The sequence below is a fragment of the Phytohabitans maris genome, assembly GCF_031085175.1.
Classification (GTDB): domain Bacteria; phylum Actinomycetota; class Actinomycetes; order Mycobacteriales; family Micromonosporaceae; genus Phytohabitans; species Phytohabitans maris.
Window position 1 is genome coordinate 91,353 of the sequence record NZ_JAVHUY010000008.1, and the last position, 20,416, is coordinate 111,768.

Annotated in this window: 13 protein-coding genes; 6 read left to right on the forward strand and 7 right to left on the reverse strand. The window is 73.6% G+C overall.

Annotated features, from left to right (window positions below; genetic code table 11):
* Positions 1-10: 10 nt before the first annotated feature.
* Entirely contained in the window at positions 11-4,942 is a 4,932-nt protein-coding gene (locus RB614_RS10405) for a carbohydrate-binding protein (protein ID WP_308712200.1), read from the forward strand.
* Between the two features lie 60 nt (positions 4,943-5,002).
* Here RB614_RS10405 and RB614_RS10410 read toward each other — a convergent pair whose 3' ends face one another.
* Genes RB614_RS10410 through RB614_RS10420 form a run of 3 tightly spaced genes read right to left on the reverse strand, consistent with a single transcriptional unit; the run spans position 5,003 to position 7,555 of the window.
* The gene (locus RB614_RS10410; protein ID WP_308712201.1) at positions 5,003-6,082 is read right to left on the reverse strand and encodes a Gfo/Idh/MocA family protein; all 1,080 of its coding nucleotides are present in this window, start codon (positions 6,080-6,082) and stop codon (positions 5,003-5,005) included.
* The gene (locus tag RB614_RS10415) at positions 6,052-6,759 is read right to left on the reverse strand and encodes a ThuA domain-containing protein (protein WP_428982968.1); all 708 of its coding nucleotides are present in this window, start codon (positions 6,757-6,759) and stop codon (positions 6,052-6,054) included. Before RB614_RS10415 ends, RB614_RS10410 begins: the two co-directional genes overlap by 31 nt.
* Position 6,760: 1 nt before the next feature.
* Entirely contained in the window at positions 6,761-7,555 is a 795-nt protein-coding gene (locus RB614_RS10420) for an inositol monophosphatase family protein (RefSeq protein ID WP_308712202.1), read from the reverse strand.
* A 186-nt stretch (positions 7,556-7,741) separates the two neighbouring features.
* Here RB614_RS10420 and RB614_RS10425 point away from each other — a divergent pair, with 186 nt between their 5' ends.
* Positions 7,742-8,785, forward strand: a complete 1,044-nt coding sequence (locus RB614_RS10425; RefSeq protein ID WP_308712203.1) for a hypothetical protein — start codon at positions 7,742-7,744, stop codon at positions 8,783-8,785.
* Between the two features lie 22 nt (positions 8,786-8,807).
* Here RB614_RS10425 and RB614_RS10430 read toward each other — a convergent pair whose 3' ends face one another.
* Positions 8,808-9,338, reverse strand: a complete 531-nt coding sequence (locus RB614_RS10430) for a hypothetical protein (protein ID WP_308712204.1) — start codon at positions 9,336-9,338, stop codon at positions 8,808-8,810.
* A 148-nt stretch (positions 9,339-9,486) separates the two neighbouring features.
* Between RB614_RS10430 and RB614_RS10435 the strand changes: the two genes are divergently transcribed.
* The 4 genes from RB614_RS10435 (at position 9,487) to RB614_RS10450 (ending at position 15,858) form a co-directional block, all read left to right on the forward strand.
* Positions 9,487-10,176, forward strand: coding sequence for a helix-turn-helix transcriptional regulator (locus tag RB614_RS10435; RefSeq protein WP_308712359.1), 690 nt, complete (start codon positions 9,487-9,489; stop codon positions 10,174-10,176).
* A 76-nt stretch (positions 10,177-10,252) separates the two neighbouring features.
* Complete coding sequence (locus RB614_RS10440; protein WP_308712205.1) at positions 10,253-12,001, forward strand: pyruvate dehydrogenase; 1,749 nt, start codon at positions 10,253-10,255, stop codon at positions 11,999-12,001.
* Positions 12,002-12,016: 15 nt separating this feature from the next.
* Complete coding sequence (locus RB614_RS10445) at positions 12,017-12,871, forward strand: aldo/keto reductase (RefSeq protein ID WP_308712206.1); 855 nt, start codon at positions 12,017-12,019, stop codon at positions 12,869-12,871.
* A 215-nt stretch (positions 12,872-13,086) separates the two neighbouring features.
* Positions 13,087-15,858, forward strand: a complete 2,772-nt coding sequence (locus RB614_RS10450; protein ID WP_308712207.1) for a ThuA domain-containing protein — start codon at positions 13,087-13,089, stop codon at positions 15,856-15,858.
* Positions 15,859-15,951: 93 nt separating this feature from the next.
* Here the strand turns inward: RB614_RS10450 and mgrA are convergent, their stop codons facing one another.
* From mgrA to RB614_RS10465, 3 genes are all read right to left on the reverse strand, one after another.
* Positions 15,952-16,998, reverse strand: coding sequence for an L-glyceraldehyde 3-phosphate reductase (gene mgrA, locus RB614_RS10455; RefSeq protein ID WP_308712208.1), 1,047 nt, complete (start codon positions 16,996-16,998; stop codon positions 15,952-15,954).
* Between the two features lie 221 nt (positions 16,999-17,219).
* On the reverse strand, positions 17,220-18,230 hold the full coding sequence (locus RB614_RS10460) for a TAXI family TRAP transporter solute-binding subunit (protein WP_308712209.1): 1,011 nt from the start codon (positions 18,228-18,230) through the stop codon (positions 17,220-17,222).
* On the reverse strand, positions 18,227-20,410 hold the full coding sequence (locus RB614_RS10465) for a TRAP transporter permease (RefSeq protein WP_308712210.1): 2,184 nt from the start codon (positions 20,408-20,410) through the stop codon (positions 18,227-18,229). Before RB614_RS10465 ends, RB614_RS10460 begins: the two co-directional genes overlap by 4 nt.
* Positions 20,411-20,416 lie beyond the last annotated feature (6 nt).

Here is a 20,416-nt window from a genome sequence, read left to right on the forward strand (position 1 = left end):
AGAGACCTTCATGAAGCGCCCACTAGGTGCGCTGGCGGTGGCGATCGTCGTCGCCGCCGCAGCGATCGTCCCGGCCGCCGCCGGGGCGGAGGAGGCGCCGCCGGTCGTCGGCGGCGCACCGACGCTCAACCTCCGCGAGGGGCAGGCGCTGGACGGCACCGTGACCGTCAGCGCCGAGCCCACCGCCGAGAACGACTCGGTGACGGACATCGCGATCGACGACCAGGCGGTCGAGGCGACGCGGACCGCGGGCACCGCGCACTTCGCGTTCGACATGGGCGGCAACGGCACCGAGGCGCGCTACCACAACTACATCACCGTCAACGACCACACGGCCGAGGACGAGCGCGTCTACTTCCCGGACGTCCCGGGCGGCAACGCGGGCGTGCTCGACTTCCCCGGTGAGTGGCTGCGCTCCGGCGTCAACACCATCACCGTCAAGGCCGGCGCCAACTGGGTCGACAGCAGCAACACGGCCGCCATCGGGTACGAGCAGCTGCCGAACGGCGAGGGCGGGCGCTGCCCCAACTACGACGACTTCCCGCTGAGCAACATCAGCCTCAGCCTGCTCGGCGTGGTCATCGACGGCGAGCAGAACCTGTTCAGCTACAGCTTCGGCGACGGCACCTGCGGCACCTCGACGCCGCGGCTGAGCCAGACGCTGACGTTCGTGCTCTCCGGCGAGCCGGGCGGCACCTCGGGCCTCCGCCTCGACCTCGACACCCGGTCGCTGCCGAACGGCACGCACACCGTCAAGGCGGTCACCGCGTCCGGGGCAACGACCAGCGTCACCGTCGGCGTCAACAACCCGCCCGCCGGCTCGGCGAAGGTCACCCCGGCCGAGGGCGCGCTCGTGCGCGGCACCCAGCCGGTCATCGCGGCCGCGCCGCGCGACGGCGACACCGGGGTCGACGCGATCGCGCTCGACGGCGCGCCCGCGCAGAACGCCGAGACACTCGCGACCGGCACCTCGACGCTCACCTTCACCGTCGCCGCCGGCAACTCGGTCGAGGCGCGTTACCACAACTACCTGATGGTGAACGGCAACCGCGTCGACCTCGGCGGCGACTACGGCGCCGGCGGGGCGGAGCCGGTCTCGGTCGAGCTGCCGAACCGGTACCTGCGCCCGGGCGAGAACAGCGTCCAGGTGGTCACCGGCGACTACAACTCCGGCAGCGGCGCCAGCCTCTGCGCCAACCACGACGACTTCCGGATCACCCGTTCCACGGTCGGGCTCCAGACGAGCACCGGCACGGCCGCGCTCGACGGCGTGTACTACCTCAGCGGCGGCAACCGGACCGCGACGGCCGACGCCACGCTCGCGCTCGGCGACGGCACCTGCGGCACCAACAAGGACGTCGAGCTCGTCTTCACCATCTCCGGCGCGCAGACCACCCGGACGGTCGCCACGCTGGGCAGCGGCGAGAACGCGCGGCTGCGCCTCTTCGTCGGCGGCAACGGCACCGACGGCGGCTACCGCAACCAGGTGCTCGTCAACGGCATCCCGCTCGACCTCGGCATCTGGGAGAAGGAGACCGCCGAGCTCTCCTTCCCGAACGAGTGGCTCGTGCCCGGCGTCAACGTCCTCGACTTCGTCGCCGGCATCAACCCGACCACCGTCGCGCCGGACTGCCCGACCGGCAACTTCGACGACTTCACCCTGCGCGACTTCCAGCTCTTCCCGGCCGGCGGCCCGCAGGCCGTCCAGCTGACCCGGGAGGTCGCGCAGACGAACGTGACGATCGGCTCCGCGACGTACCCGGCCGGGACGCAGGTGACCACGTTCATCGGGGACGGGACGTGCGGCAGCACGTACAACTCCGTGCTGCGCAAGGAGATCCTGTTCGAGGTCGACCCCGGCCTCACCGCCAAGGGGCTGCGGGCCGACGTGGACACCGCCGCGCTCGCCGACGGCCCGCACAGCGTCACCGCCACGAGCGGCGACAGGACCGCCACGCGTACGTTCACAGTGGACAACACCGCGCCGGTGGTGAAGAGCAGCGTCCCCGCCGAGGGCCAGCGGCTCACCGCGACGGTCGCGCTCGACGTCCGGGTCGAGGACGCGACCGGCGTCGCCGGCACCCCGACCATCACGCTCGACGGCCAGGCGGTCAAGCAGGGCGACCAGATCGGTCACGGCCTGCCGGCCGGCGCGCACACGCTCGCCGTCACCGCCACCGACACGCTCGGCAACACGGCCACCCGCGAGGTCCGCTTCACCAGCGCCAGCATCCCGGACGTGCCGACCGGGCTGGAGACCGACGTCACCGGCACCAACGGGCCGAAGGCGACGCTGTCGGCGAAGATCCCGGGCGAGGACGGGGTGCCGCTCACCGCCACCTTCACCAAGGCGGACGTGGTCGCCCCCTCCACCGGGTACCAGGGTGTGGCGGCCGCGGTGCCGACCACATTGGACGTCCAGCACGAGGGGACCGTCGACGTCGGCTCGCTGCGCCCGCTCGACGGCCGCTCGGTCGACACCCCGTCCAGCCGTGACGTGGTCTTCCAGCGGTACGACGTGCCGCTCGGCGCGACCCAGGCGGCGCCCACCCTGCGCTGGGAGGGGACGATCGACCCGGCCCGCGTCGTGGCGCTGCGGGTGTGGGACCCGGCCGGCGGCAAGTGGGACGTGCTCACCAGCTCCCGCGGCAAGGCCGGACAGTCCACTGTGCTCACCGCACCGGTCACCGACGCGTACCGGGACGGCGGCACCGTGCACGTGCTGGTCACCGGCGAGGACCCGTTCGCCGACGACCTGTCCCCGCGGGACTCCTCGGCGCAGAACGACAAGGACCGCTTCGAGGACCCGGCCACGTACGACTTCGCGCTCGCCCACTTCACCGACACCCAGTACCTGAGCGAGGGTGCGGCCGGCGGCACGTACGACGACTTCGACGGCCGGCAGGAGCCCTCCGACATCCAGGTCGCCGAGGAGCAGGCCATCTTCGCGGCGGCGTACCGCGAGCAGACCCAGTGGATCGCCGACAACGCGGCCGGGCGGAAGATCGCGTACACGGCGCACACCGGCGACATCATCGAGAACGACTACTACGACCCGCTCGCGAGGAACCCGGACGGCTCGCTGCAGCGGCCCGGCCTGAACGAGCAGGTCGACCGCGAGTTCGAGCGCGCCTCCGGCTACCAGCGGGTGCTCGACGACTCCGGCGTGGTCAACCAGGTCATCGCCGGCAACCACGACAACCAGCTCGGCGCCGAGACCGGCCCGGACTCGCGGTTCAGCAAGGTCTTCGGCGCGGACCGGTACTACCAGGTGGCCGGCGCCTGGCCGCGGGGCGCCGAGTACCACGCCTGGGACGAGGTGACCAACCCCGACGGCACGGTCACGCCCGGCAAGGACAACCAGAACAACTACGTCCTCTTCTCCGCCGGCGGGCTGGACTTCGTCGCGGTCGGCCTCTCCTACGGGGTCACCCCGACCGAGGCCAAGTGGGCCGACTCGATCTTCAAGCGGTACAAGGACCGCAACGGGATCCTGCTCTCCCACGACTACCTGCGCCCCTCGACCAACCCGGACGGCCGCGGCGCGGCGTTCTCCGCGCCGGACGGTTCGCCGCTCTACAAGCTGGTCGTGGAGGAGAACCCGAACGTCTTCCTGGTCCTCGCCGGCCACGAGCACGGCGTCGGCACCAACGTGAAGTCGAAGGTCGGCGTCACCGTCGCGCACGACGTGGTCGAGCTGCTGGCGGACTACCAGTTCTACACGGTCTCCGCGGGCGAGCTCTGGCCCGGCCTGGTCGACGCGAGCGGCAACATCGACCTCGACGGGGACGGCACGGTGGACCACAAGTCCACCGACCGCCTCCAGTTCGGGGCGAGCTTCCTGCGGCTGCTGCAGTTCGACGTGGACCGCGCGGAGATGCACATCGACACGTACTCGCCGCTGCTGGAGAACTTCGGCGCCACCGAGTACGACATCCGCGCGGACGGCAGCCAGACCCGGCCGCGGTACAACGGCGCGGAGGACAACCTCACCCTCCCGGTCGACCTGACCACGCGGCAGACGTCGTTCAAGACGGAGTCGCTGGCGGCGTACGTGCCGGGCGGCGAGATCGGCACCGACGAGGTCACCGCGAACGGCACCGCCTCGGTCACCTGGAGCGGCCTGCTGCCCGCCACCTCGTACGCCTGGGTCGTCTCCGCCAGGAGCGCGGACGGCGGCGAGGCGGTGGCCCAACCGGCGGTGTTCCGGACGGCCAAGGGCGTGCCGGCGGTGACCGCCACCTCGGCCCCGGTGAGCTGGGGCACGGCGGCCACGGTGACCGTCACGGTGGACGCCGCGCCGGCACCGGTCACCGGCACGGTCGAGCTGCGCGAGGGTACGACGGTCCGCGGCTCGGCGGCGCTCTCCGGCGGCAAGGCGACGTTCACGCTGCCGGTGGGGCTCGCCGCCGGCAGCCACACGCTGACCGCGTCCTACTCGGGCAGCGACTACCTCGACCCGGCGTCGGCCACCGTCACGGTGACCGTCGACCTGCCGGCGGCGTGGAGCGCCACGAAGGTGTACGACAACGGCGACCGGGTCACGTACCAGGGCAAGGTCTACCTCGCCTCCTGGTACTCGAAGAACAACAAGCCGGGTGACCCGAACGGCCCGTGGCAGGAACTGGCCATGACCGAGGAGGGTGTGGCGATCTGGACGCCGTCGCGCGTCTTCGACACCGGCGACGTCGCGGAGCACGACGGCAAGCGGTGGCGGGCCCGCTGGTACACCCGCAACCAGAAGCCCGGCGACGCGAACGGCCCGTGGGAGGAGATCGCCCCGCCGCCGCCGCCGGACGGCACCCCGTCCGCCTGGACGCCGACCACGGTGTACAACGCCGGTGACCGCGTCACGTACCAGGGCAAGGTCTACGAGGCCAAGTGGTACACCCGCAACCAGCCCCCGGGCGACCCGAAGGGTCCCTGGAAGCTGGTCGCCTGACACGTCCCATGTGATCGAAGCTCCCTCCACGTCGCTAGAACGACATGGGGGGAGCTTCGATCACGGGGCTGGTGCCGTGAGCGGCACCGGCGAGGGGCGTACGGCCGTGGTGGTCAGCGCGATCCGGCGGCCCTGCGCGGCCGAGTCGAGGAGGGCGGTCATGATCTCCAGTACGTGCAGGGCGAGCGCCCCGCTGGCCCGCCCCTCGGCGGTGATCTGGTCGACCAGGCCGATGCCGCGACCCGCGCCCACGTAGCCGGCCGACGGGTCGAGCGGCTGCCAGCCGGTGCCGCCGAGCGCGAAGAGGCGGGTCTCGCCGTCGAACTGGTTGGGGTCCGGCACCCGGAGCGTCCCGGTCTCGCCGTGCACCTCGATCGGCGCGGCGGTCGTCGCCACGCTGTCGAAGCTCGTGGTGATCGTGGTGAGCGCGCCGCCGCTGTGTTCGAGCACGCCGGTCACGTGGCTGGCCACCTCGACCGGGATCCGCTCGCCGGCCCGCGGTCCGGAACCGATCACCCGCTCGGGGCGCAGCCGGCTGGCCGCCCCGGTCACCGCGCGTACCGGGCCGAGCAGGTGGACCAGGGACGTCACGTAGTACGGCCCCATGTCCAGCAGCGGACCACCGCCCGGCAGGTAGTAGAAGTCGGGGTTGGGGTGCCACCGTTCGTGTCCGGGTGTGACCATGACCGCCGACGCGGCGACCGGGCGCCCGATCAGGCCGGCGTCGATCGCGGCGCGCGCGGTCTGGGTACCCGTGCCGAGCACCGTGTCCGGGGCGCACCCCAGCCGCAGCCCGGCCGCGGCGGCCGCGTCGACGATGGACCGCCCGTCCGCGAACGTGACGGCGAGCGGCTTCTCGGCGTACACGTGCTTGCCGGCGGCGATCGCGGCCAGCGCGACCTCGGCGTGGGCCGCGGGGACGGTCAGGTTGAGCACGGTGTCGACGTCGGCGCCGCCGAGCAGCCGGTCGACGGTCACCGCCTCGGCGCCCGGGATCCGCGCGGCGGCCGCGGCGGCCCGGGCCGGGTCGAGGTCGGCCACCGCGGTTATCCGCAGGTCCGGGTGGTCGGCGAGCGTGCTCAGGTACGCGCCGGAGATGACGCCGAGCCCTACGATTCCGACGCGGTGCGGCTCGCCCACAGGATGCCCCTCTCGATGACGGTCCGGACGCTCGGGTGCTCCAGCACGTCGAGGCTGTGCCCCGGCGTGGTCACGACGATCCGGCCGGCGCCCCACCGCCGGGTCCAGATCGCCGGCGAGGTGATCGGCCGGTGCCACGGGTGCCACGGCCGGGTCGGGTGGGTGGTCGTGGCGAGCACGTCGACGAGGTCGTCGTGGAGCACCCAGTACTGCTCGGTGGCCAGGTCGAAGTCCTCGACGCCGGCGGTGACCGGGTGCTCGCGGCCGAGGGCGGTCAGGTTCACCGTGTACGGCAGGTAGTTGTCCTCCTGCCCGCCCTGCCGCTCGCACGGCTCCTTGCCCGGGTGGGTGGCGAACTGCCCGCCGACCAGTTGCAGGTAGTCCGAGCAGGCGCGGTACGAGTCGACGATCCCGCCGTGCCAGCCGGTGAGCCCGGTGCCCGCCTCGACCGCCGTCCGCAGGCCGGCCACCTGCTCGCCGGTGATCTGCGACATCGTCACGCACTGCAGCACGAGGTCGGTGGCGGCCATCGCGGCCGGGTCGGCGTACACCTCGGGGGAGCCCTCGACGCGTACCTCGTAGCCGGCCCGCTCCAGGAACGGGATGAACATGTCCGTGGCCTCCACCGGCCGGTGGCCCTCCCACCCGCCGCGGACCACCAGCGCGTTCAGCGTCACGTCAACTCCCTCGGAACTGCTTGCCGACCATCGCCAGCAGCGCGTCGTGCGTCTCCCGGTCGGCCGCGGCGACCAGGCCGCCGGCCCCCTCGTACACCGGCTGGCCGCGCAGGCCGGTCACCACGCAGCCGGCCGCCCGGCAGACCGCGACCGGGGCGGCGAAGTGCACGTTGTCGCGCAGGTCGCTGTCGCTCACGAACCCGGCCCGCCGGCCGGCCGCCACCCACAGCAGGGCCAGCGTCGACGACGACACCCGCGGCCCGAACCGCTGGGTGAACGCCACGTCGCCGAGCAGGCGTACCGCCCGGAAGCCCGGCCCGTTGGCGAACGGCGGCTCCAGGTTGACGTCGACCAGCGGCACCGCGGCGTCCGGCGTGAGCGGCCGGTCGGCGCCGTCGACCCGTACCCGCGCCACGGCACCGTCGGTCCAGAAGACCTCGCCGCCGAACGGGTCCGCCGACGCCGCCGCGGTCACCTCGCCGCCGGTGCGCAGGGCGACGTTGACGGCGACGAGCGGGGTGCGGGCGGCGAAGTTGTGGGTGCCGCAGAGCGGGTCGACCAGCCACACCCGGTCGGCGCCGGGATCGCCGTCAGCGCCGGACTCCTCGGCCAGCACCGCGTCGCCCGGCCGGGCGGCCCGCAGCACGTCGAGGATCGCCTTCTCCGACTCGATGTCGGCGGCGGTGGCGAAGTCCCGGCCGGACTTGGCGTACCGGTCCAGCGGCTGGCCGAATCGGGCCCGCACGACGGCGGCACCCGCCTCCGCCGCGGCAATGGCGAGGTCCGCGTCTGACATTCCTTGATCATATCGGTCTTTTACCGGTAACCGCCGCCGAGGAGGGGCCGGGTTTCGTCCGCTGCCTCCGCGGTGGCCACGGGTGGTCGAGCGCCCGGATCGCGGCGTGGGGCCGGCGAAACGGCCGGTCCCCACGCGGTCTCGGCGGGCCGCCGGGCTTGACGCGGGCGCGTACAGTCTCGGCTCGTGATCTTCTCTCGCCGCCGTGCCGAGTCCTCGCCCGTACCCGACGACGCCGCGATCCAGGCGTTCTGGCAGTGGTGGCCGGGCGCCCGCGACCGGGTCCAGGCGGCCGTCGCCTCCGGCGAGTGGGGTGAGCTGAGCGGCCAGGTCAACAGCCTGGTCGAGGCGATCCACCCGGACCTGCACTGGGAGTTCTCCCGCGGCGTCCGGGCGGCCCACGCGGTGGTCGTCTCGCCGGCCGGCGCGGCGCCGCTGCGGGCCGTGGCCGCGCGCTGGCTCGCCGCCGCGGTCCCGGCGGACGAGACCTGGGAGTACCACTGCTCGCGCCAGCCCGACCCGCGCGCCTTCGAGGCGCGGCTGCGGATCGGCGGGGCCGAGCTCGAGCTGGAGAAGCTGCGCTACGGGTTCGCGGTCGAGGCCGGCCGCCAGCTGATCGACGTCACCGTGTACCACCCGATGTTTCCCGGGCTGCCCGAGGACGTGCGCGGCCAGGTCTGCTTCCTCTCGCTCGACTGGCTGCTCGGCGAGGAGGGCGTGGAACGCTGGATCGGCGCGGTCGAGTTCGGCGAGGCGCCGCCGGACGACGCCCACCCGCCGGCCGAGCTGCTGGCGGCGGTGGAGCGGCAGGCCGTCGAGTACAAGGAGCCCACCTGGGTGATGCTCTCCGCGCAGGACGAGAAGGGCTGGCCGATCATCGCCACCGCCCAGCAGCCGCTGCTGCCGGTCCGCTTCCCCCGCTTCGACACGCACGTGGCGGTGACGCTGCCGTTCCGCGAGGCGAACGAGGGCGGCCTGCCGCTGGACGGCTCGCTGACCGCCCTGCGCGAGTTCGAGGACGAGCTGACCGCGGCGCTCGCCGGCGACGGTGACCTGCTCGCCCACGAGACCACCCGGAGCAGCCGCGTCCTGCACTTCTATGTGGACGGTTCGACCGGCGCGGCGGCGCTCGTCCAGGAACGGCTCGCCGGCTGGCGGGAGGGGCGCGCCGAGGCGAAGTCGTCGTACGACCCCACGCTGGACGAGGTGGCCCACCTGAACGCGGCCTGACCCGGCCCACGGGCGGGCGCGGTCAGAGCCCGGGGAGCATGACCGCCAGTACGCCGGCCGCCGCCAGCAGGAAGAGCGCGGCCGGCCGGCGCACCCGCGGGGCCGGCGGTGGCTCCGCGCCGGTGCCGCCCAGCCCGGCGTCGTGTGCCGCGCGCAGCCGGGCCTCGATGGCGGTCGGCAGGTCGCGAGTGGACGGATGCACCCGGGCCAGCCACCAGGGCCGGTCGAAGCGGGCCTCCAGCATCCCCTCGGGCGTCCGGACCGAGACCCGGTTGTCCCGTACGCCGATCGCCGTGACCTCGGCCCACGGATGGCGGTGCACGCCCCGGCCGTCCACCAGTACGAGGCCGCCGTCGTTCCACAGCAGGCGCGGGCGCAGGTCGTACCGCCACAGCTCCTCCAGGAGCAGCAGCATGACGCCCACCCACAGCAGCCGCGCCCACAGCCGGTCGGCGAAGGCTCCCGCCGCGCCGGTCGCGGCGACGGCCACCACCACGGCGCTCCAGCCGAGGACCTGGTTGGGGCGGACGACCTGAGGCTCGGCTTCGCTCACGCGACCGGATGGTAGCCCAGCCAGGGCCGGAGCGCGGCGCACCCGGCCGTGACGACCCCGCCGGAGCCGCCGGGAATCCAAACTGGAGCTTGGGGTCCAAACTGGACGGAGGCGGTCCGCTGGCCTAGCGTAGGCCTGGGTGAACGCCATGCCGGAGGATGCGCAGACGGGTCTGGAGCTGGCCGATGTGGCCACTTCCGGCGAGGCGCTGCCCAGGCGCGCCGGCGAGCTGCTGGCGGTCCTGCGCCGCGCGATGCTCGGCCCGATGCGTACGCTGGCCGCGGTGGCCGGCCTCGTCGACGGGGCGAACGCCGGCACCGTGCTCAATGTGGACGGTGGCGTCGAGGCGCTGCCCGGCCTGCCGGGCCACGAGCTGCTGGCCGCCGACTCGCCGCTGCTGGCCGTCGCCCGCGCGGAGGCGGCCGCGGGGCAGGTGTACCGCACCTTCCTCTGGCCGCTGGGCGGCCGCCACGCGCCGCGCGGGCACGTACGGGTCACGGTCCTGGCCAGCCCCGCCGACGCGCCCTCCCGGGTGGGCGGCCTGGTGCTGCTCTCACCCCCGGGCGACCTGCGCGGGCTCACCCCGCGCGAGCTGGAGGTGCTCGGGCTGGTGGTGGACGGCCGCTCCAACGGGCAGATCTCGCACGCCCTCGTCGTCGCCGAGCGCACCGTCGCCGCCCACGTGGAGCACATCCTGGACAAGCTGGACGCCCCCACCCGCACCGCCGCCGCGGTGCGCGCCGACCGGACCGGTCTGTACGTGCCCGACCAGCGGCAGGCCCCGCGGAGCCCGCTGCCCGCCCCGCGCCGCCGGGGCCCCCGCCCGCCCCGGGGCTGACCGCGCCGCGCCGCGTTCCCGTGGCAGGTTACTGGTTCGCCCGTGTACGGGGGATTTTGTCACTAGCATCGGTGCGGTGAGCGAGCCGACTCTGGCCGAGCAGCTGATCGACATCCTGCGCCAGGCGGGTGTGGCGCGGGTCTACGGGGTCGTCGGCGACAGCCTCAACCCGGTCGTCGACGCGATCCGGCGCACCGAGGGCATCGACTGGGTACACGTGCGCAACGAGGAGGCGGGCGCGTTCGCCGCCGCCGCCGAGGCGCAGCTGACCGGCCGCCTGGCGGTCTGCGCGGGCAGCTGCGGGCCGGGCAACACCCATCTGATCCAGGGCCTGTACGACGCGCACCGCAGCGGCGCGCCGGTCCTGGCCATCGCCTCCCAGATCCCCGCCGCCGAGCTGGGCACCGGCTTCTTCCAGGAGACCCACCCGGAGCGGCTGTTCGGCGAGTGCAGCCACTACTGCGAGCTGGTCAGCCAGCCGGCGCAGATGCCGCGGCTGGCCCGGATCGCGATCGGCCACGCGCTGGGCCGCGGCGGGGTCGGGGTGCTCGTCGTACCCGGCGACCTCATGCACCGCGAGGCCGCACACCCCACCGGCACGAGCGCCCCCGCGGCGGTGACCGGCCGGGTGACGCCCGCCGACGAGCAGGTACGCGAGCTGGCGCGGCGGCTGGACGAGGCGGACACCGTCACCCTCTTCTGCGGCGCCGGCACCCGCGACGCGCACGCCGAGGTCGTCGACCTGGCCGCCAAGCTCGCCAGCCCGGTCGGGCACACGCTGCGCGGCAAGGAGTGGATCCAGTTCGACAACCCGTTCGACGTGGGGATGACCGGGCTGCTCGGCTACGGCGCCTGCTACGAGGCGATGCACCAGGCCGACCTGCTGGTGCTGCTCGGCACCGACTTCCCGTACGAGGCGTTCCTGCCCGGCACCCGGACCGCGCAGGTCGACCACGACGTCACCCGGCTGGGCCGGCGCACCCCGCTCGACCTGGCCGTGCACGGCGACGTCGGGGCCACGCTGCGGGCGGTGACGCCGCTGGTCCGGCAGAAGGACGACCGGTTCCTGCGCGGGATGCTGCACCGGCACGCCGAGCTGCTCGGCGACGTGGTCGAGGCGTACACCCGGGACATCGACCGCACCATGCCGATCCACCCCGAGTACGCGGCCCGGCTGCTGGACGAGATCGCCGCCGCCGACGCGGTCTTCACCGTCGACACCGGCATGTGCAACGTCTGGGCGGCCCGCTACCTCACCCCGAACGGGCGGCGGCGGGTGATCGGCTCGTTCGTGCACGGCTCGATGGCCAACGCGCTGCCGCACGCGATCGGCGCCCAGCTCGCCTTTCCCGGCCGCCAGGTCGTCTCGCTCTCCGGCGACGGCGGGCTCGGGATGCTGATGGGTGAGCTGCTCACCGTGGCGATGTACCGGATCCCGGTGAAGATCGTGACGTTCAACAACTCGGCGCTCGGCATGGTCAAGCTGGAGATGATGGTCGACGGGCTGCCCGACTACGGCACCGACCAGGGCCCGGTCGACTACTCGGCCATCGCGAAGGCGGCCGGCATCCACGCGGTGCGGATCGAGGACCCGGCCGACCTGCGCCACGGGCTGGCGGAAGGGCTCGCCCACCCCGGCCCGGCGCTGGTCGAGCTGGTCACCGACCCCAACGCGCTCGCCATCCCGCCGCACGTCACGGCCGCCGAGGTGAAGGGCTTCGGGCTGGCCGCCACGAAGGTCGTCCTCGACGGCGGGGTGGGCCGGATGGTCGACCTCGCCCGCGCCAACCTGCGCAACGTCCCGCGCCCGTCCTTCACCCGCTAGAGGGGGTCCCGACCCATGCCCGACACCGTGCACGCGTCGATGGCCGGCACGATCGACATCGGTGGCGACCTGACGGTCAACCGCCTCGGCTTCGGCGCCATGCGGATCACCGGCCCGGACATCCTCGGCGAGCCGCGCGACCGCGAGCGGGCGAAGGCGACGCTGCGCCGGGCGGTCGAGCTCGGCGTCAACTTCATCGACACCGCCGACTCGTACGGGCCGGAGGTCAGCGAGGAGATCATCCGCGAGGCGCTCCACCCGTACCCGGAGGATCTGGTCATCGCGACCAAGGGCGGCCTGGTGCGGCGGGGATCCGAGGCGCCGTGGCCCGCCGACGGCCGGCCGGAGCACCTCGTCGCGGCGTGCGAGGGGAGCCTGCGGCGGCTCGGGCTGGAGCGGATCCCGCTGTACCAGCACCACCGCCCCGACCCGGCGGTGCCGTACGAGGACTCGATCGGCGCGCTCGTCACGCTCAAGGAGCAGGGCAAGATCCGGCACATCGGCGTCTCCAACGTGGACGAGCGGCAGCTGCGCACCGCCCAGCGGCTGACACCCGTGGTCTCGATCCAGAACCGGTACAACGTGGACGACCGCCGCTCGGAGTCCCTTGTGGACCTCTGCGAGCAGGAGGCGCTGACGTTCCTGCCGTGGGCGCCGATCCACGACCCGGAGGCCGATCCGCTGATCGCCGAACTGGCCCGGCGGCACGGCGCGACGCCGCGCCAGATCGTGCTCGCCTGGCTGCTGGCCCGCTCGCCGTCGATCCTGCCGATCCCGGGCACCGGCTCGGTGGCCCACCTGGAGGAGAACGTGGCCGCCGCCGCCGTCGAGCTGACGCCGGACGAGGTGGCGGCCATCCGGCAGTCCTGAGCACCGGCCGGCCCGCTGACCCGCCCGGCCCGCGTTGACGGGTCGGGGCGACCGCCGGTACATTCACGTCAGTACACGTCCGACCTCTTGGCCGCGCGGTGGCACGGCGGCCCGGCCGGCCAGTCCACATCGGTCACCCCGACTCTTCCAGGTGCGGCGGCGCGCCCTGTCCCCTTCGATCCGCTGAGCCACCACTCAGCGGGAAGGAGCGCGCGATGCGCCGACTGCTGGCGCCACTGGCCTCGGCCGCCCTCGTCCTCACCGCCCTCACCGTCCCGGCGGCGGCCGCGTCCGCCGAGCCGGCGTCGGTCGGCCCGGTCCTGGTCTTCTCCAAGACCGCCGGGTTCCGGCACGACTCGATCCCGGCCGGCATCGCCGCGATCGAACGGCTCGGCGACGAGCACGGCTTCGCCGTCGACGCGACCGAGGACGCGGCCGCGTTCACGCCGGAAAACCTCGCCCGGTACCAGGCCGTGGTCTTCCTCTCCACCACCGGTGACGTGCTCGACGCGGCCCAGCAGGCGGCGTTCGAGGGGTACATCCGGGCCGGCGGCGGCTACGCCGGCATCCACGCGGCGGCCGACACCGAGTACGACTGGGCCTGGTACGGCGGGCTCGTCGGCGCCTACTTCCGGTCGCACCCGGCCATCCAGCAGGCGACCGTGCGCCTCGAGGACCGGGCCAACCCGTCCACCGCGCACCTCCCGCCGACCTGGACCCGCACCGACGAGTGGTACGACTACCGCACCAACCCGCGGGCGAACGTGAAGGTGCTCGCCAACCTCGACGAGTCCAGCTACAGCGGCGGCGGCATGGGCGCCGACCATCCGATCACCTGGTGCCAGCGGTACGACGGCGGCCGCTCCTGGTACACCGGCATGGGGCACACCGCCGAGTCCTACTCGGACGAGAACTACCTGCGGATGCTGCTCGGCGGGATCCGGCTCGCCGCCGGCGACGCGGCCGGGGACTGCCGGCCGGAGACCGGGTACGCGCCGCTCTTCGACGGCACCCAGGCCAGCCTCGACCAGTGGCGGCAGGCCGGCCCGGGCGGCTTCACGCTGGAGAACGGCACGCTCAGCTCGTTCGGCGGCATGGGTCTGCTCTGGTTCCCGGTCCGCACGTTCAGCGACTACTCGCTGAAGGTCGACTGGATGATGCCGGGCGACGACAACGGCGGCGTCTTCGTCGGCTTCCCCAACCCGGGCGGCGACCCGTGGGCGCCGGTCTCGACCGGCCACGAGATCCAGATCGACGCCACCGACGCCGATCCGACCCGCACGACCGGCAGCGTCTACAGCTTCAAGGCGCCGGACACCGCCCTGCGCGAGGCCAACCTCAACCCGCCCGGCGAGTGGAACTCGTACGACGTCCGGGTCAGCGGCCGGCACGTCGAGGTCCACCTCAACGGCGTGAAGATCAACGACTACACCAGCGACCGGGACATCGCCGACGGCTACATCGGCGTGCAGAACGACGGCGCCGGCCTCGACATCAACTACCGCGACATCCGGATCCGGGCCGGCGGCACCACGGGCGAGGACCTGGCCCACGGCCGCCCCACGGACGCCTCCTCGGTCGAGCCGGGCTCCTCGCACGCGAGCGGCAACGCGGTCGACGGCGACGCCACCACCCGGTGGGGGAGCGCGCACAGCGATCCACAGTGGATCAGCGTGGACCTCGGCGCGGCGTACGACCTGAGCCGGGTGCGCCTCAACTGGGAGGCCGCGTACGCCCGGTCGTACGAGATCCAGGCCTCGACCAACGGCACCGACTGGGCGCCGGTCTACAGCACCACGGCCGGCGACGGCGGCATCGACGACGTCGAGGTCGCGGGGGAGGCGCGCTACGTGCGGGTCTACTGCGCGGAGCGGGGCACCCAGTGGGGCTACTCGCTGTGGGAGCTGAACGTCTACGGCGCCCCCACCGGCGGCGTGGACACCACCGCGCCGGCGACGGAGGCCTCGGTGGCCGGCGTGGAGTCCGGCGGCTGGTACACCGGTCCGGCGACGGTCACGCTGGCCGCCTCCGACGAGCCGGGCGGCAGCGGGCTGGAGTCCATCGAGTACCAGGTGGACGGCGCCACGTCCTGGACCGTCTACAGCGCACCGTTCGAGGTGGACGGTGACGGCACGCACGAGGTCCGCTTCCGCTCCACCGACCGGGCCGGCAACGTCGAGCCGACCCGCACGGCGGCGCTGCGCACCGACGCGACGGCGCCGCTGACGACCGCCACGTTCGCGCCGGGCAACGACGACGGCTGGCACGCCGGCGCGGTACCGGTGACGCTCACCGCGACCGACGGCGGTGCCGGCGTGGCCACCACGGAGTGGTCGCTCGACGGCGGCCCGTGGAGCGCCTACACCGGGCCGGTGGACGTCACCGGGGACGGCGAGCACGAGCTGCGGTACCGCTCCACCGACGCGGCCGGCAACCCGGAGGCGCTCAAGTCGGCGGTCGTGAAGGTCGACGGCACCCGGCCGACCACGATCGTCTCCGGTGTCGCGGACGGTGTGCTCTACGGCGACAGCCAGGACGTGCGGATCGCCTACCAGGCGGTCGACCCGACCTCCGGCGTCGCCACGCTGGCCGGCACGATGGACGGCGCGGCGTATCCGAGCGGCCGGCTCCAGCCCCTGTACGACCTCGGGTTGGGGCTGCACGAGCTGACCGTGACCGCCACCGACAGGGCCGGCAACCGCACCACGACGACGGTCCGGTTCTACGTCACCACGTCCTTCCGCGACCTGGCGAACCTGGTCGACCGCTTCCGCGCCACCGGCCAGCTCTCCGCCACGGCGCACCGCAAGCTGTCGAACAAGCTGGAGGCGGCCCGCGTCTCCGAGGCGGCCGGCGACGACCGGCGGGCGCTGCGGCAACTCGCCGCGCTCCGCACGCTCGCCACCGACGCGACGCTGGTGCCGGACCCGGACGTACGGGCGGTGCTGGCCCGCGACATCGACGCCCTGACCGCACTCATCGACTAGAGCTCTCCGAGGCGGCGCGCTCCCCACCGCCCGTGATCGAAGCTCCCTTCATGTCGCTAGAACGACGTGAGGGGAGCTTCGATCACCGGATCGTCAGAGGGTGCCCTCGCGGGCGTCGCGCCACAGGTCGACCGAGGCGGTGCCCGCCTCCAGGATCTTGTCTATCGTGGACAGTTCGTCGTCGGTGAAGGTCGGGTTGTCCAGGGCGGCCACGTTCTGCTCCAGCTGGCGCACGCCGCTCGCGCCGATCACCAGCGAGGTCACCCGCGGGTCGCGCAGCGCCCAGGCGAGCGCGAGCTGGGCGAGGCTCTGGCCGCGGGCGCGGGCCACGTCGTCGAGGGCGTTGAGCTGGGCGAGCCGGGTCCCGTCGATGGTCTGCGGGTCGAGCGACTTGCCCTGGGTGGCCCGCGAGCCTTCCGGGATCCCGTTCAGGTACCTGTCGGTGAGCAGGCCCTGCGCCAGCGCGGTGAAACCGATGACGCCCGCGCCCACCTCGGCCGCCGCGTCCAGCAGCCCCTCGGTCTCGATCCACCGGTTGAGCATCGAGTACGACGGCTGGTGGATCAGCAGCGGCGTGCCGAGGTCCCGCAGCAGCGCGGCCATCTGGCGGGTGTGCGCGGCGTCGTAGGAGGAGATGCCCACGTAGAGCGCCTTGCCCGCGCGCACCGCCGCGTCCAGCGCGGAGGCGGTCTCCTCCAGCGGGGTGTCCGGGTCGTAGCGGTGCGAGTAGAAGATGTCCACGTACTCTAGGCCCATGCGGCCCAGCGACTGGTCGAGGCTGGCCAGCAGGTACTTGCGGCCGCCGCCACCCTGCCCGTACGGCCCCGGCCACATGTCCCAGCCGGCCTTGGTCGAGACGACGATCTCGTCCCGGTACGGCCGCAGGTCCTCGCGCACAAGCCGGCCGAAGTTCAGCTCCGACGAGCCGTACGGCGGGCCGTAGTTGTTGGCCAGGTCGAAGTGCGTGATGCCGAGGTCGAAGGCCCGCCGGGCGATCGCCCGCTGCGCCTCGAACGGCTTGTCATCGCCGAAGTTGTGCCAGAAGCCCAGCGACAGCACTGGCAGGTCGAGGCCCGAGCGGCCGGTCCGGCGGTACTGCATACCGCTGCCGTAGCGGTCCGATGCGGCGACGTAACTCATGATCTCACTATCGCCACCGGGCGCTGTGCCGTCCAACAGAAGAACGAGATCCGATCCAGCACCGCCGCTGCTGAATCGACGGGGTCAGGTGGCGATGCCGACCACCTGCTTGACCGTCTGGCCGACCGTGCGGAGCATGTGGTGCCCGCCGTCGACCTGGACCGCCGCGACCTGACCAGCCGGCAGGGGCCGATCGGCCGCCGGGCGACCGGGTTTCGCGGTCAGGCGGGCGCGCCCAGGTCGTCCAGCGCCTTGACCGCGCCGCGGTGGAGCGTCACCGGGTCGGTCTGCCGGGCCTTGTCGAGGCTGATCTCCTTGGCGGCCGCGTTGGCCGCCTCCAGTTGCGGCTTGCGGTCGAAGAGGGCCCTGGTGAGCGCGCAGACCACGTTCGGGTCGGTGTCCTGCTTCACCAGCAGCAGGTTGGGTACGACGATGGTCTTCGCGTCCCGCGCCATGCCGTACGTGGCGGCCGGGATCACGCTCTCCTCGTAGACCGGGTTGACCTGCTTCATCTTCGGCAGCAGCGGCGTGATGTCGACGAACCGCACCTGCCCCTTCGCGGTCGTGAAGAGGTCGGTGATGCCCGGCGTGGGCAGGCCGCCGGACCAGAACATCGCGTCGATCGAGCCGTCCTTCATGCCGTCGACGGTCTTGGTGAGGTCGAGGCGCTGGGCGGAGACGTCCTTGGCGGGGTCGAGGCCGGCCGCTTCGAGGAGCCGGTTGGCGATCACCTCGGTACCCGAGCGGGGTGAGCCCGTCGAGACCCGCTTGCCGCGCATCTGTTCCACGGTGGTGATGCCGGCGTCCGCGCGGACGACGACCTGGGTGTAGTTGGTGTAGATGCGCGACAGCGCCTGCACCGGCTGCGGCGCGTCGAAGCTCCCCGCGCCCCGCACCGCGTCGGCGGCGCTGTCGGCGAGCGAGAAGGCGACCTGGTACGTGCCGGCCACGAGCTGCTGGATGTTTTGCACCGAGGCGCCGGTCTCGGCCGCGGTCGCCTTCACCTTGCCGCCGGTGGCCGCCGAGATCTGCTCCGCGTACGCGTTGCCGAGCGCGAAGTAGACGCCGGTGGCGTTGCCGGTCGCGATGCCGACCCGCACGTCGCCGGCCACCTCGCAGGTGACGTCGCCGCCCGCGTCGGTACCGGCCGCGTCCTGCCGCCCGCCGCAGCCGCCCAGCCCCGCGGCCGCGAGGCCCAGCACGACGAGGGCAGCGCCCGTCCGTGTTCTCATGTGGACTCCTTCCCGAGGGTGTGGACTCCCGGCCCGGCGCCGCCGGGTGCGCGGCGCCGGCGCAGCGCGACCGCCGCCACCGCGGCGGCCAGCAGGGCGATGCCGGCGGTGATGGTGACCGGGTGCAGGTAGAGCAGCAGGAGGCCGGCGGCCGCGGCGGCGATCCGCTCGGTCGGGCCGGCCGGGCCGAGGCCGAGCACCCAGCCGCCGGTCGCCACCGCGAGCGCGGCCACCGCCAGGCAGGCCGCGACGGCCGTCCAGACCACGCCCCAGAGCGGGCCGCGGCCGAGCAGGTACTCGCCGGGTCCGGTGAGCACGAACGTGACCGGCACCAGGAACGCGGGCAGCGCGTACTTCAGCGCCTGCCACATCGTCGGCACCGGGCGTCCGCCGGTCACCGCCGAGGCGCCGACCGCGGCCAGCGCCGTCGGCGGCGTCACCTCCGACAGCACCGAGTAGTAGAAGACGAACATCGCGGCGGCCGGGCCGGGCACGCCGAGCGTGAGCAGCGCCGGCCCGATGATGACCCAGCCGATGATGAACGAGGCGGTCACCGGTACGGCCAGGCCGAGCAGCGCGAGCGCCACCGCCGCGAACACCACGGTCAGCGCGAGCACGGCGGTGCGGTTGTCGGCCAGCGACTCGGCCGTGCGGACCAGCAGGGAGGCGAGCTGGGCGCCGAGCCCGGTCTTGGTGGTGACCGCGGTGATGACGCCGGCCGCCGCGCAGACGGCCGCGACCGGCAGCACGCCGCGTACGCCGGCGGAGAGCGCCGCGAAGAGCCGGGCCGGGGTGAGCCAGGCGCCCCTGTCCAGGAAGGAGAGCAGGAACGCCAGGGCGGTCGCGTACACCACGGCCCTGGTCGCGCTCACCCCGACCGCGAGCAGTACGACGATCGCGGCGAGCGAGGAGAAGTGGTACCCGAAGCGGGCCAGCATCCGCCACGGCGAGCCCAGCTCCAGCGGCACCGGCCGGACCCGGAACCGGCGGGCGTCGATCTCGACCGCGAGCAGGATGCCCAGGTAGTACAGGACGGTCGGGATCATCGCCCAGCCGAGCACGGTGAGGTACGAGACCTCCAGGTACTCCGCCACGATGAACGCGGCCGCGCCGAGCGTGGGCGGCGACAGGATCGCCCCCACCCCGGCCGCCGCGAGCATGCCGCCCGCCTGCTCGGCCGGGTAGCCGGCGCGGCGCAGGATCGGCCAGGTCACCGCGCCGACGCTGACCGCGGTGGCGGTACCAGATCCGGAGACCGTGCCGAGCAGGAAGCCGGAGGCGACCGCCGTGCGCCCGGCGGCGCCCCGGGAGCGGCGGAACGCGGCGACCGAGAGGTTGACGAAGAAGCGGCCGGCGCCGGAGAGGTCGAGCACCGCGCCGTAGATGGTGAAGAGCACGACGTAGGTGGCGGCGACGTCGAGCGGGGTGCCGTAGAAGCCGCTGCCGGAGTTGTAGAGCGCGTCGACGATCTGGCTGAAGTCGAGGCCGGCGTGGGCGATCGACCAGCTCTGCGGGAGCAGGCCGCCGTAGTAGCCGTAGCCGAGGAAGGCGAGGCAGACCGCGGGCAGCACCCAGCCGGTGGTCCGGCGGCAGGCCTCCAGCACGAGCAGGAGCAGGACCCCGCCCATGGCGACGTCCGCGGGGGCGAGCAGCGCCTGCCGGTCCAGGAACGCGTCGTAGCCGCCGCCGGCGCCGCCGATCCCGAACGGCAGGACGGGGTACAGGCAGACGGCGAGCGCGAGTACGGCCAGGACCCAGTCGACGGGCGTGGGGAGGTCCCGCTGGCGCTGCCGCGCCGCCGTCCCGCCGCCTTCGTCCGCGGTCGTGGTGCGGCTCTCGGCGGGCGCGGCGTGGGTCTCGGCGGGTCCGGTGCGGGTCTCGGCGGGCGTGGCGCGGCGGAGGCGGGCGGGGAGCGGGATGCCGGCGCGGTAGCTCAGGAAGACCAGCGGCAGCACGCCGGCCAGGAAGACGATCAGGTAGTACTGGCTGCCCTGGGCGAGCGGCCGGAAGACCTGCCAGAGCACGAGTAGCGCCACCGCGAAGGCGACCACCGCGACGCCCCGCTCGACCGGCCCGGCGAGCCGCCGCGCGGGGCGCTCCTCGTCGTCCCAGCGCTCCGGATCCACTGTGGACACAGCCGGCTCGGCCGAGCGGAGTGCCCCGTCCCGCCCTTCGGACATAGGCGG